The organism is Blautia sp. AM28-27, from assembly GCF_003480905.1.
Classification (GTDB): Bacteria; Bacillota; Clostridia; order Lachnospirales; family Lachnospiraceae; genus Fusicatenibacter; species Fusicatenibacter saccharivorans.
Genome location: NZ_QUJK01000003.1, coordinates 270179 through 282401, shown reverse-complemented (window position 1 = coordinate 282401; position 12223 = coordinate 270179). Strand labels below are relative to the sequence as shown.

19 protein-coding genes are annotated in these 12223 nt (G+C 51.6%); 16 read left to right on the top strand and 3 right to left on the bottom strand.

Annotated features, from left to right (window positions below; all coding sequences use genetic code 11):
- Positions 1 to 63 precede the first annotated feature (63 nt).
- Genes DW743_RS07740 through DW743_RS07725 form a run of 4 tightly spaced genes read left to right on the top strand, consistent with a single transcriptional unit; the run spans position 64 to position 2115 of the window.
- Entirely contained in the window at positions 64 to 546 is a 483-nt protein-coding gene (locus DW743_RS07740) for a hypothetical protein (protein ID WP_033143535.1), read from the top strand.
- 21 nt (positions 547 to 567) lie between these two features.
- Positions 568 to 951 carry a hypothetical protein gene (locus tag DW743_RS07735; protein WP_242850015.1) on the top strand — a complete coding sequence of 128 codons (384 nt, stop codon included), beginning with the start codon at positions 568 to 570 and terminating at the stop codon, positions 949 to 951.
- A 46-nt stretch (positions 952 to 997) separates the two neighbouring features.
- Positions 998 to 1705, top strand: a complete 708-nt coding sequence (locus DW743_RS07730) for an FAD-dependent thymidylate synthase (protein ID WP_117538826.1) — start codon at positions 998 to 1000, stop codon at positions 1703 to 1705.
- A complete protein-coding gene (locus DW743_RS07725; protein WP_117538734.1) occupies positions 1702 to 2115 on the top strand; it encodes a dUTP diphosphatase in 414 nt (137 codons plus the stop codon). The genes DW743_RS07730 and DW743_RS07725 overlap by 4 nt, the downstream gene beginning before the upstream one ends.
- Positions 2116 to 2247: 132 nt before the next feature.
- Here the strand turns inward: DW743_RS07725 and DW743_RS07720 are convergent, their stop codons facing one another.
- The 3 genes from DW743_RS07720 to DW743_RS07710 form a co-directional block, all read right to left on the bottom strand.
- Entirely contained in the window at positions 2248 to 2517 is a 270-nt protein-coding gene (locus tag DW743_RS07720; protein ID WP_006861304.1) for a type II toxin-antitoxin system RelE/ParE family toxin, read from the bottom strand.
- Positions 2514 to 2774: an AbrB/MazE/SpoVT family DNA-binding domain-containing protein gene (locus DW743_RS07715; protein WP_006861305.1), complete on the bottom strand. Its 261-nt coding sequence runs from the start codon at positions 2772 to 2774 to the stop codon at positions 2514 to 2516. The genes DW743_RS07720 and DW743_RS07715 overlap by 4 nt, the downstream gene beginning before the upstream one ends.
- 133 nt (positions 2775 to 2907) lie before the next feature.
- On the bottom strand, positions 2908 to 3222 hold the full coding sequence (locus tag DW743_RS07710) for a helix-turn-helix domain-containing protein (protein WP_033143530.1): 315 nt from the start codon (positions 3220 to 3222) through the stop codon (positions 2908 to 2910).
- A 148-nt stretch (positions 3223 to 3370) separates the two neighbouring features.
- On the opposite strand from DW743_RS07710, the gene DW743_RS07705 reads away from it, so the two are divergent.
- From DW743_RS07705 to DW743_RS18420, 12 genes are all read left to right on the top strand, one after another.
- Positions 3371 to 3880, top strand: coding sequence for an SLOG family protein (locus tag DW743_RS07705; RefSeq protein WP_006861307.1), 510 nt, complete (start codon positions 3371 to 3373; stop codon positions 3878 to 3880).
- A gap of 81 nt (positions 3881 to 3961) precedes the next feature.
- Positions 3962 to 4096, top strand: a complete 135-nt coding sequence (locus tag DW743_RS07700; RefSeq protein WP_006861308.1) for a DUF3789 domain-containing protein — start codon at positions 3962 to 3964, stop codon at positions 4094 to 4096.
- The gene (locus DW743_RS07695; protein ID WP_033143529.1) at positions 4093 to 5118 is read left to right on the top strand and encodes a DUF5688 family protein; all 1026 of its coding nucleotides are present in this window, start codon (positions 4093 to 4095) and stop codon (positions 5116 to 5118) included. The genes DW743_RS07700 and DW743_RS07695 overlap by 4 nt, the downstream gene beginning before the upstream one ends.
- 52 nt (positions 5119 to 5170) lie before the next feature.
- Positions 5171 to 7279, top strand: coding sequence for a DNA topoisomerase 3 (locus tag DW743_RS07690; RefSeq protein ID WP_117538735.1), 2109 nt, complete (start codon positions 5171 to 5173; stop codon positions 7277 to 7279).
- The gene (locus tag DW743_RS07685; RefSeq protein WP_117538736.1) at positions 7276 to 7653 is read left to right on the top strand and encodes a cysteine-rich VLP protein; all 378 of its coding nucleotides are present in this window, start codon (positions 7276 to 7278) and stop codon (positions 7651 to 7653) included. The genes DW743_RS07690 and DW743_RS07685 overlap by 4 nt, the downstream gene beginning before the upstream one ends.
- 133 nt (positions 7654 to 7786) lie before the next feature.
- Positions 7787 to 8311, top strand: coding sequence for a hypothetical protein (locus tag DW743_RS07680; RefSeq protein WP_117538737.1), 525 nt, complete (start codon positions 7787 to 7789; stop codon positions 8309 to 8311).
- A 51-nt stretch (positions 8312 to 8362) separates the two neighbouring features.
- Positions 8363 to 8962 carry a hypothetical protein gene (locus tag DW743_RS07675; protein ID WP_442857839.1) on the top strand — a complete coding sequence of 200 codons (600 nt, stop codon included), beginning with the start codon at positions 8363 to 8365 and terminating at the stop codon, positions 8960 to 8962.
- A gap of 11 nt (positions 8963 to 8973) precedes the next feature.
- Positions 8974 to 9912: a DUF4316 domain-containing protein gene (locus DW743_RS07670; RefSeq protein WP_117538738.1), complete on the top strand. Its 939-nt coding sequence runs from the start codon at positions 8974 to 8976 to the stop codon at positions 9910 to 9912.
- Complete coding sequence (locus DW743_RS07665) at positions 9912 to 10613, top strand: hypothetical protein (RefSeq protein ID WP_117538739.1); 702 nt, start codon at positions 9912 to 9914, stop codon at positions 10611 to 10613. Before DW743_RS07670 ends, DW743_RS07665 begins: the two co-directional genes overlap by 1 nt.
- On the top strand, positions 10610 to 10954 hold the full coding sequence (locus DW743_RS07660) for a plasmid mobilization protein (protein WP_006861316.1): 345 nt from the start codon (positions 10610 to 10612) through the stop codon (positions 10952 to 10954). The genes DW743_RS07665 and DW743_RS07660 overlap by 4 nt, the downstream gene beginning before the upstream one ends.
- 91 nt (positions 10955 to 11045) lie before the next feature.
- On the top strand, positions 11046 to 11336 hold the full coding sequence (locus tag DW743_RS07655; RefSeq protein ID WP_006861317.1) for a CD1845 family protein: 291 nt from the start codon (positions 11046 to 11048) through the stop codon (positions 11334 to 11336).
- An 89-nt stretch (positions 11337 to 11425) separates the two neighbouring features.
- Positions 11426 to 12193 carry a DUF3849 domain-containing protein gene (locus tag DW743_RS18420; protein WP_006861318.1) on the top strand — a complete coding sequence of 256 codons (768 nt, stop codon included), beginning with the start codon at positions 11426 to 11428 and terminating at the stop codon, positions 12191 to 12193.
- Positions 12194 to 12223 lie beyond the last annotated feature (30 nt).

Here is a 12223-nt window from a genome sequence, read left to right as displayed (position 1 = left end):
GAATATGGGAAATCGGTGCGGGGGCTGTCTGCTCCCGCACCTGCTATTTAGGAGGATTTTTCTATGGTGAATGCCATTATTTCAATACCCGGCTACGTCCATCTGTACCGCTCCCTTTTGCGGTTCTATGATATGCCGGAAAATGAGGTCCGGGAAATGCTCTATCTTTTGAACACGGCAAACCTGGACTGCTACGAGTATTACCACCCGGAGCGTGATGTGATCCAGAGCGGGCCGGTAGCCTTTAGCAACTGGCTGGAACATATGGACTGCCGCCCTTACCGGACAGAGGTACAGCTTTATAAATCCCTGCTGTTCTTAAAGCGCAGCATTGACCGGGATTTGATCGTGACCTCACAGCGGGAGGCGCTGCAGACGCTCCGCTGTATCATTTCCAACCTGGAATACCGCTTCTATAAGGCGTATGGCATGGAGATTGAGGACAAACGGACCGTGTACGGGGAATGTACCTACCGCCTGGTTCCCAGGGAGGACGAACCCAGCGTGTGCCTGATGCACGACTGGATCTACCTTCCCAGCGCATAATGCCGGGAACTTTATATAAATTTGTCCCGAATAATAGACAAAATTCGGGACAGTTCATTTTCAAAGGAGGGATGCCATATCACACAAAAGGAAGTCAATGCCGTATTTGACGAGCAGGTGCAGCTCTGCGCTGACACTCTGCAAAAGAAAACCAAAGAATACACCGGGGACGATACGGACCGGCTGGGGGCTTTTAAGGCGGCGGCAGCTTTACAGCACACCACGCCGGAGCGTGCCCTTGCCGGGATGCTGGCGAAGCATATCGTTTCCCTGTATGACATGTGCTTTGACGATGATACGGATTACGATTTAAGTACATGGAATGAAAAGATCACAGACAGTCTCAACTATCTGTTCTTACTGAAAGCCATTGTAAAGGAGGGACATACCAATCAACCAAATTGAAGTAAAGATTTTGAACTGTCAAGCGGTTGCCGAGGCAGAGAAAAACATGGTCTTTGCAGCCAGGCTTACCCAAAGGGGCCACCGGATTGCCACAATGGATGATCTGATGGCTCTTTATGAAAAATCATTCAGCGAAAATACCGTGGCGGCAATCAGCGGCCTTCCACACCCCACGGTCCAGAAGTTTGCGGTAATTACCGTTGCTGTCGTGGGAGCCAGCCGGCGTTTTCTGGCACAGATCACCAGGCACCAGAACGAAGTAAAGTTTATGAGCGCGTCCTTACAGTACAGCAATTATACGGGGCAGGCAGATTTTGCCGTGCCCTATGAGATTCTGGCCGCCCCGGTTGCGGTCCGGGAACTGTACTTAAAAAGCTGCCACGAAGGCATGGACTGTTACGAAAAACTGTGCGCCGAAGGAATCGACCATGACGCGGCGGGATATGCCACGCCCCAGGGGCTTCGGAATGTGCTGATGATCAGCGCCACCCCCTATCAGTGGAAACACATCATCGGCCAGCGGGTATGCCGGCGCAATACGGACGAGACCCGGATCGTGCTCCTGAAAATCTGGCAGGAGCTTTATGCTTTAAGCCCAGCGCTGTTTGCCCCCGGTCTTACAGGGCCGTTCTGCCAGCGGGACAAATGCCTGGAAGGGAAAATGACCTGCGGCAGAAAAATAGACGCGGATATGACGCCGGAGGATCTTCTGAAAGCGGACTATCCGGCACTTTCGGAAGGAGGCGGAGCATGAAGATCAAATTGATTGACTTTGGCGTGCCGGAGAGCCGCCGCCCTTTCCGTCCACACGGGAATGATGCCGGCGCGGATGTGTATATGCCCTATGACTGTACTTTACAGCCTGGCGAGATTGCAAAGGTTCCTCTTGGATTTGGAATTGAAGTGCCGGACGGATATGCAGGTTATGTATTTCCACGCACCAGCATGGCGGTAAAAGGGCTGGTCTGTGAACTGCCTCCTGTGGATTCCGGCTACCGTGGGGAGATTCATGCGATCATCAGTAATGTAAGCAATCAGACACAGGAGCTTTCCAAAGGTTCCCGCGTGGGCCAGCTTGTGATTACACCGGTTGTGATCGCAGATTTTGTTTCGGAGCTTGGTGGGCAGCGCGGCACAGGCGGATTTGGAAGTACAGGAAAATAAAAAAGTGCCTTTTAGAGAGTAATTCGGGAATTATCGCCGGTAGTGGGATTGGGCATATCAGGAGAATTGCAGGGTACAATAAAAGAAAGGCAGCAAAAGGCGGTACACTGTCATAGCGTACCGCCCTGCTGCTTAAAACTGCTTTAATATGTCGTGGTGCCCTACGTCCACCAGGATAATCATTTTGTCGCCTTCGTAATACCAGATAATGCGGATGTCCATGTTGACGCTGCACTCAAAAAGATCCGTGGTTCCCTGGATGCGTTTAGTGCGCAGCGACGGATGGGAAGGATTTTCGGCCAGAAGTTCCAGCTTGTTTTTAAGCTGCTTCTTCTCCTGTACGGTCAGACCCTTAAAATGCTTTTGGAAACGGGGCGTAAAGGTAAACTCATACGCCATCATTCCGCCTCCAATTTGTCAAACAGGGCGTCCACGCTGTCAAAGACAGGCTGCTCCCCGGATGCGATTTTTGCTTTTACATCCCCGATTTCTTCTTTAAGCTCGCTTAAATATTTTTTGGGGTAGACAACCACCGGCATGATGCAGATGGAACCGTCCTTCTCGAAGATGTCCAGTTTATCGCCTTCGGACAGACCGAGTTTGACAATGATTTCTCTTGGAATTGTGACCTGGGCTTTTTGACGCAATTCGGCCAGCATACGATCATCTCCTTTGCTTTAAGTTTGAAAGTAAGAAATTCTCACTTTCTTACTTATAGTATATCCACTTTGAGGGATTTATGCAAGGGGTACGAAAAAAATTTACAAATAAAGCGGCCAGCACCGTCACCGCTTACTTTCTGCTATTGAGTTCTTTCATAATACCGAGGATATACTGCATGGATTTGGAGTCGAGCTGTTTCGCCTCTGCGATAAATTCCCGCAAGGCTTCGGGGCAGGTGTTACCCTCATCAAAGAATTCCTGCGGTGTTACACCCAGGTATTCACAGATATAGAAAAAAGACTGCATGGCGGGAAGTGACTTTTTGTTTTCAATGTTGTTGATGTAGTTGTTTGCCTGTCCTAACGATAGAGACATATCGCGCGCAGATACGCCTTTCTGTGTCCGCAGCTTTGCCAGCCGTTCCGGGACAAAATCTTCATACATCGCCTTCACCTCCCATTCTGTAATAGATTGTACCTCACGCCCTTGTATTATTCGCAAAGGGAAAAAGGGTGTTTTCGTTGACTTGCTAAATTGAATCTATTACAATATGGAAAGTGAAGAATAATACCTATCGGACGGAGGAATAAAAATGGAAGGAAAGACCTGCTGTGTCACCGGACACAGGGATTTACCCCAGAAAGAGATTAACCATGTAAAGACCGCCCTGCGGCGTGAAATTGATTCAGCGGTTGCAGACGGGTTTACCCGCTTTATGAGCGGTTTCGCGGACGGCGTGGACCAGTATTTTGCCGAGATTGTGCTGGAGAAAAAAAAGACAAATCCGGCGCTGGAGCTGATTGCTGTCATTCCCTATCAAAAGCGTCTGGACAGCCTGATGGCAAAGGGCCGGACTTATGAAATGCTGGAGGCTTGCGCGGATGTTGTTGTCATGCAGGAGGAATACCACCCCAGCGTCTATTCCCACCGGAACCGCTACATGGTGGAACACTCAGACCGGGTGATCGCTGTGTATGACGGGAGGGAAAAAGGCGGCACGGTGAGGACAATCCGGTTTGCCCACCAGATGAAAAAGGTACTGCGGGAAATCCCTGTCGGGGAGATTGTTCTGCCAGGCCAACCCATTGCGAAAAGAAAATGAAAAAATGGATAACTGATACTTGATGATGCGCTCACTTTTCGGTGGGCGTTTTTCTTTACCTATTTTTTAGGAGGATTTTTTATGTGGAACATGATTACACACTTTCTTACATTCACCGGGGGAATGTCTGCCGGCGTTGTGCTGATGTGTCTTTTGCAGACGGGAAAGCAGGAAGATGAATGGTTAGAAAACAGGAAACGGGAGGAAAACGAATGAACCAGGAATTTGCAGAAAATATCAAAAACCATATCCGGGAATATCTGCCGGTGGACTATCAGGATGCAAAGATAACCCTTGAAAAAGTCACCAAAGGAAATGACCGGATTCTTACAGGGCTTATCATCCGAAAGGATGATGAAACGGCTGTACCGTCCATTTATCTGGAACACTATGAGGAACAGTTTGGCAAAGGCCGCCCGATGGACGACATTATGAAGGAAATTGCACAGATAAAAATGGAAAACAGCCTGGAGCTTCCTATTGATGTGAAGGGACTTCAGGATTATGAAACAGCCAGGCCGCTGCTTGCGATCCGTCTGTGCGACCCGGAAAAGAATCAGGAATATTTGAAAGATAAACCCCATACCGCATGTGGGGAACTGGCGGCAACCTACCGTATTCAGATCATGGAGGACAGCAGCGGAACGGCTTCCGCTGTTGTTACAAATGATATGTTGAATCTTTGGGGAATTACACCAGAGCAGCTTCACCACGATACGGTGTCAGCAGAAAACGCCCGGAATCCTGTCTGTTTATACACAATGGATGATGTAATGTCAGAAATAATGCTGTCCGTAAAGCCTGAGAATCTTTTTGAACAGACGGAACCATTAGAATCTGAAATGATACCTATGTATATCCTGACAAACCAGAATAAAGTAAATGGCGCCGGGGTTCTGGCAAGAGACGGCGTACTGGATAAAATCGGCGAGCTGCTTGGTTCTGATTTTTATGTCCTCCCATCATCGACCCATGAAGTTATCCTTGTACCGGATAACGGGAATATGCAGACAAAAGAACTGGAGGATATGGTAAAGGAAGTCAACGCTACTCAGGTTGCGCCAGAGGATTTACTTTCCGATAAAGTACAGTATTATGACCGGGCAGCAAAAACCCTGGGGCGGAAACAGGAAAAAGGACTATTGGAACGTCTTTCCGAAAATAAAGCACAGGTACAGGAAAGAGAGGCAAAAGCACCAAAAGAAAGACAGAAAACCAAACAGGAACCGAGCTTATAAGGGGCAGCGGCTATGCTGCCTTTTCTAATTCAAAGAAATGGAGGTTACAGGAATGAAGTTAGTAATTGCGGAAAAGCCCTCTGTTGCCATGTCGCTGGCGGCGGTTCTGGGTGCAAATGAGAAAAAAGACGGCTACATGGAGGGCGGCGGGTATCTGGTGAGCTGGTGCGTGGGGCACCTTCTGGAACTGGCGCAGCCAGAGGCTTATGGGGAACAGTATGCCAGATGGTGTTATGGTGATCTGCCGATCCTGCCGGAAGAATGGAAATATGAAGTGCCGAAGGATAAGAAAAAGCAGCTTGACCTTCTTTGCCGGCTGATGAAAGACAAACGGGTGAATTCCGTGGTATGCGCTACGGACGCCGGACGGGAGGGCGAACTGATCTTCCGTCTGGTCTATGAACACGCCGGATGTAAGAAACCGATAGAACGCCTCTGGATTTCCAGTATGGAGGACGCGGCGATCCGTGACGGGGTTGAACACCTGCGTCCTGGCAGCGACTACGATAAGCTCTATGACGCGGCGGTCTGCCGGGCCGGGGCTGACTGGCTGATCGGTATTAACGCCACCCGGCTTTTCTCCGTCCTGTATGGTGTCACGCTGAATGTGGGGCGCGTCATGTCACCCACACTGGCCCTTCTGGTACAGCGGGAGGCGGATATTCAGGCATTTACGAGCAAGCCCTTCTATGTGCCGGAGATCACATGCGGCGGTTTTACTGCCTCCGGCGAAAAACTGTCCGGGAAAGATGAAGCTGAAAAAATCCGTATGGACTGTGACGGGCAGGGTGCTTTAGTGCTGTCCGTGGAGAAGCAGGTTAAGACGGTGCAGCCGCCCCGCCTGTATGACCTGACGACTTTGCAGCGGGAATGTAACCGTATCTATGGCTATACGGCGCAGCAGACCCTTGACTATGTGCAATCCCTCTATGAGAAAAAGCTGGCGACCTATCCCCGGACGGACAGCCAGTATCTGACCGAGGACATGCAGGCAACCGCCGCTTCCCTGGTTCTCTGGCTGCGGGAACATATGCCCTTTGGAAAAGGCTGTACCGGGGAACCGGATATTGACCGCGTAATGGATGGCAGCAAAGTCACCGACCATCACGCGATTATCCCTACGGTGGAGATTGCCCGGACGGATTTATCGGAGCTGCCTTCCGGGGAGCGGGATGTACTGACGCTGATTGCTGCAAGGCTGCTTTCTGCCACGGTCCAGGCGCACCGGTTCGAGGCGGTGACGGCGGTTCTGGACTGCCAGGGCAATTCCTTTACAGCAAAGGGAAAGACGGTATTGCAGGCTGGATGGAAGGAAGTGGAACGCCTCTACCGCATGGGATTGAAAGAATCCAAACCGGAGGATGACGAGAATATGGATGCCTCCCTCCCCGTGCTGCAGGAGGGGCAGATATTTGAAACGGTCTCTGCCAGCGTCCGGGAGGGCAAAACCTCCCCGCCGAAGCATTATACGGAGGATTCCCTTCTGGCGGCTATGGAAACCGCCGGTGCCGGGGACATGCCGGAGGACGCAGAACGCAAGGGATTAGGCACCCCGGCCACCCGTGCGGCTACGCTGGAAAAACTGGTCTCTGCCGGATTTGTGCAGCGGAAGAAAAAGCAGCTTATTCCAACGGAAAAAGGTACGAACCTGATCCTGGTGCTGCCGAATAACATCAAATCGCCTACACTCACCGCGGAATGGGAATCCATGTTAAAGCAGGTAGAACGCGGCGAGCTGGCCGCAGAGTCCTTTATGGAACAGATTGCGGATTTGAGCCGGACGCTGGTAAAGGAACATACTGCCCCGGAGAAACGCTTTTCCGGCCTGTTCCCGGATGCAAAAAGAAACGGAGGTGAGGCTGTCGGCACCTGCCCCCGCTGCGGCGGAACCGTATATGAAGGCAAAAAAGGATTCTTTTGTGATAACCGGGACTGTGCCTTTGCGCTGTGGAAAGACAATAAATTCTTTTCCGGAAAGAAGAAATCCATAACAAAATCCGTGGCGGCGGCCCTTCTGAAAGAGGGCCGCGTTTCCATGTCCGGGCTTTACAGCGAAAAGACGGGAAAGACCTATGACGCCGTGGTGCTGCTGGATGATACAGGCGGAAAATATGTGAATTTCAAGCTGGAATTTCCGGCTAAGAAAGGCAGGAAGAAATGAACGGGCCGCCCTCACGGGAATTAACCAGGCAGGAACGGGCGGCGATCCGAAAGCTGGTAACAGACCTGTGCGCCAACCATGACAATCAGGATAGGCTCTGCCTCCCCTTAGACTGCCCCTGTTATATGCTGCATAAATGGTGGACCGGCTCTTTCTGCCGGTACTTTCAGGAGGCGGTGCTGCCGGTGGACCCGGCGCTGGAATCTGCCATTACTGGCGAGGACACTTCCCTGAAACAGAAAACATGCCCGGTCTGTGGGAAAGCCTATCTGCCTATTACCAGCCAGGCCTATTGTTCGGATTCCTGCCGCGCCTTTGCCAGACGGAAATCCGAGCGGGAACGCAAGCGCCGAATCAGGCAAAATCAGGGGTAATATGTCCGCAACTTAACCAAAAAGAGGCTTGCTTTTCAAGGCTTTCGGGACCCGGTTTGAGGGGCGGCTGTATAAGAATACTCTGACGCCCCGAAACGGGTGTAAGTTGCGGACAAATCAATGGACGGGAGGGATGCAGATAGAAAAGACATCGATTACAAAGGAGCTTATGCGGATTGATACCAGGAGACAGATAATTGATATACAGCAGATTGATAACCGGCGCTTTATGTATAACCCGAAAACCGGCATATTGGTCTTAGGCTATCAGTATGCAGCTACAAGTACAATGGTTTCCAGCCATGCCAACGAACTGGCCGACGCCGGGATCACAAAAGGCTATGATGATTTTGTCCGGGGCTGGATTGGCACTGGCGGGGACTACCCCAAAGGGGTGATCCACTTTGCTCCCTGTGTGGATAAGAGAAATATCACGCTGTTTGACCGGGCTTTTGACACACTGAAAATGTTTCAGGAAAGCGGCGCGCTGGCGGGCACGATGATCCGTGGCTTCGGGGAACGCTGGGAGCAGCCGTTATCCGATATTTTCACGGATATGCGGGAACCTGGGCAGAAACCCTCTGTCCGTAAGCAGCTAAAGAAACAGCCGGAGGCAAAAGCCAGCCGGCAGAAAACCAATCATCAACAGGAACGATAGGAGGCGGTTTATTTGAATATCAATACGATCACAACCGATAACCTGCGGCACATGGAAGGCAAAGACGGCCTGATCCTGCAGGGCTGCGGCGGGGATTTGAAGGAATGGGTGGACGGGATCAATGAGATGTTCACCGAGGCGGGCATTTTGAAGGATGGCAGTAAATTTGAGGATGTTTCCACTTTCCAGTATGGGGAGCTTACCTGTCTGCTCTATCCTTTCGAGGATGTAAAGCTGGACATTGGGAAACTTGCCATGTGGCGATTGCAGACCCATGATACTTTCGGCGGCACATGGCTGTCCGATTTTGTGCCGAACCGTTTAGGCGGTTTTATCGGGGAGCCTTCGCCGGAGCCGGAAAAACCGGATTGTGCGCTGATCGGCCAGGACGGCAATATTTTCAATCTGATAGGGATTGCGGCCCGTACCCTGCGGGAGCATGACCTGAAGGACCAGGCAAAGGAAATGAAGGACCGGGTGTTTGCTTGCGGCAGTTACGGGGAGGCGCTTTGTATCATTGGCGAGTATGTCAATATCACGGATTCCGAAGCGGAGCCGGCGCACAGACCCTCCCTCCGGCAGCAGATAAAAGACGCAAAGCACACGGAGACGCCCCAAAAACAGAAACCATCAAAACAGCAGGAACGATAAGGAGGATCAGAATGGGAAAAGAAACAACCTACGGCGTATGGGCGGTGCGCAGTGGCGCTTCCATCTTCGGCCATGCCGAGGCGTGGTGCAAGGAGGACGGAAAGCCTTTGGAATTTGACTCCCGCGAGGCTGCGGAGGCATACGCCAGGGAAATGAACAGCAAGACCACCGCCAATGTCCATTATTACGCACAGGAGAAAGAAGCGGAGCCGGGCGCCGTCAGAAAGACTTCCGCACAGGCGCAGCCGGATTTGGATGCCCGCGCCCACGTGGAAGTGACGCCGAGAGATGACGCGGCAGAAAAACGGAACGAGATTCCCGGCAGACAGACCATGCCGGAGGCGGACCCATTGGTGGAAATCCGCTCTGCGGTCCACAGCAACTATGCGGGCATGGTTGCCATGCTGGGTGCGGATAACCGGGTGTACCTGGGGCGTGAGGAACGCTGCCACTACCAGGATATGCAGGCATCTTATTATGACAATCAGGACGGCTCCCTGTGCTTTGTCTGCGACCAGCAGGATATGTACTATTTTCTCTATGGGGAGGGCTGGGCGCATACCCAGGCGGAAATGCTGGAGCGCGGCCTTACCCTGCGCCAGTATGAGGAATTTGCAAGGCTTCGGGACGGCGTGCTCTCACAGTTCACACCGAGCCGGGAAATCCTGTTCGCCGGGCAGCCTTTCCAGCCGCCGGAAAGTTATCTGCGCAATGCGGAACTCTACGAGGAAGGACAGACCGGAAATTACAATATGCTGGATGGCCGGCTGAATAATGAGCCGCCGGAACGCCCTGACTTAACGGACGGCCAGACCTATGAGGAAATCCAGGAGCTTGCCCCGGAGACGTTGCCGGAGGAAAAAACCTCTCTCATGGAAAAGCTGAAAGCAGACCGCCCGGAACATGAGGCCAGGCAGGTTGCGCCTCCTGCGCCGGAAAGGGAACGCTGATGGCGGCGGTAAAATTCGATGGCGTGGATGTGCTGGACTTTTTAGGGAAGGTTGTAGAGCTGCACACGCAGCATTATAAGGACGATTTTGATATTGACAAAGAGCTGATACAAAATCTTGCGGCTTGCAGAAATGAGGAGAATGAACAGCTCTTATGGATGTCCAGAACCTGCGGCACGTACTGTTTATGGGAAAGGGATGTTTACCTGCAGGACAGCCACGAAAATAAGGTGTGGCGGTTTTACCATGAGCAGACGAAAGATTCTATCCTGGCGTATGCAATCCAACTGGACGGCATACAGGACGGGAAAGTCACCGGCTGTATCTGGCCTCTCGATTATCACGCCCATGTGGAACGGGTCAAGCTGCTGTCCTGTGCGATTGAAAAAGTATCGGTATTGTTCCAGGATGGTACACAGGCGGTATTCCCCTATGATTCCTATATACAGCAGATTAACATGTTTAAGGCCGAGCATGGAACTTCCAAATGTGTGACCTGGCTGCCGGAAAGTGAGCGGGAATTACAAACAATCCTGCGGCGGGAGCACGTTAAGCGGGATTACCATGCAAAGCCCGGTGATATTCAGGAATATATGGATAGCCTGAAAAAGAGCACACTGCGGGGGAAACTGAAAGAGGTGCAGGCGGTAGCCGCTTTCACCCGGAAACCGCCTTCCCATAAAAAGGAGCCTGAACGATGAAGGCCGGGCATAACAAAAAATCCGTCCGTGTCGAATTTGTCATGTCCGAACCGGAGGCCGAACTGGTAAAAGAACGCATGGCGGAACTTGGCATTACCAACCTCTCCGCATATCTGCGCAAGATGGCGGTGGACGGTTATATCATCCATCTGGATATGAGCGACATTCAGGAAATGATACGGCTCCTTCGCATTTGCTCCAATAACCTGAACCAGTACACCCGGCGTGCCAATGAGACCGGCAGTATTTACGCTGCCGACGTGGACGATCTGCGCACACGCCTGGACAGTTTATGGGATGGCATGGATAAGCTGCTGCGGGGATTTGCGAACATTTCGTAAACAGGAAAAAAACGCCGTTGCTTTCCGGCAACCGGCACGGTAGAATTTTGATAGAGGGACAATATGTTTCTCTTTGAAAGGAGGCGGGCGTATGCGTCTGATTGGTAAATTACTGGCACTTCCCTTTGTACTGGTTACGGGGATTCTCTATCTGGTGTGTAAATTCCTGGTGGTCGTTTCCGGCGCTGTGCTGGGGATTCTATCGGGGATCGTATTTCTGGCGGCGCTGGCGCTGTTCTTTGCAGCCGGGTTCTGGCCGGGGCTTTCATGGCTGGTGATCGCGTTCCTGATCAGCCCCTACGGTCTGCCAATGGCGGCGGCCTGGCTGGTGGGGATCATCGGAGGCGCAAACAGCGCGTTAAAGGATTTCGTATTTGGTTAAACAGTTTCGGCGGGGCTCATTGGCAGCCCCGCCCTTTTTCTATAATTATGGCTGTCTGCTATGGCAGCTTTTTGATTGGAGGGATTTGATTGAAAGATACAACGCCAATTTATTTTCATTCTGCCACCTATGCGCATGAGCATGGGGAGCTGGATCAGTACCGTGCTTCCCACAAGGCAAACATTGCGTGTAAAGAGGCAATCGAACAGGCCATTGCGGACAACTACCGGGATAACCGTTTAGGCCCCGCATGTGTGCAGCAGGTCTTACAACAATTTGATCCTGGCCGGATTTTCTATGTCCTTGCCAACACGGTCCGGCAGAAAGAACATGACGGGCGAATTTCCCGTGATAACAAAGCCTGGGCGCAGACAATCCCGGTCTGTGAAGATAAGGACGGTTTCGGATATGACAGGAATGTTTCCTTTGTGGTAGACCGTAGCCATCCAGGACTAATGGATTTATTTCTTACCCAAGCCAGAGACATTGCAAAGGAGGATTTCAAGATGAATCAAGAGTTTACGAGCCGTAACCAAGTGGAGTTTATACGTCAGACCTACCCACCGAATACCCGGATTTTGTTGCAGCATATGGATGATCCCTATGCCCCGGTGCCCGCTGGCACCCGTGGAACTGTCAAGTATGTGGATGACATAGGCCAGATTGGGGTTGCCTGGGACAATGGACGCAGCCTTTCACTGATTCCCGGTATGGACACATATCGGAAACTGACCCAACAGGAGCTTACTCAGGAACAAGGTGAAAAGCCTTCCATACATGACAGTCTGGGCAAACATGCCGGGCAGCAGGCGGCTCACAGCGACAAACCGAAAATGAAAAAAGAACAGACACGATAACAGAGCCGGTTTTACAGTAAGGGGGTGATG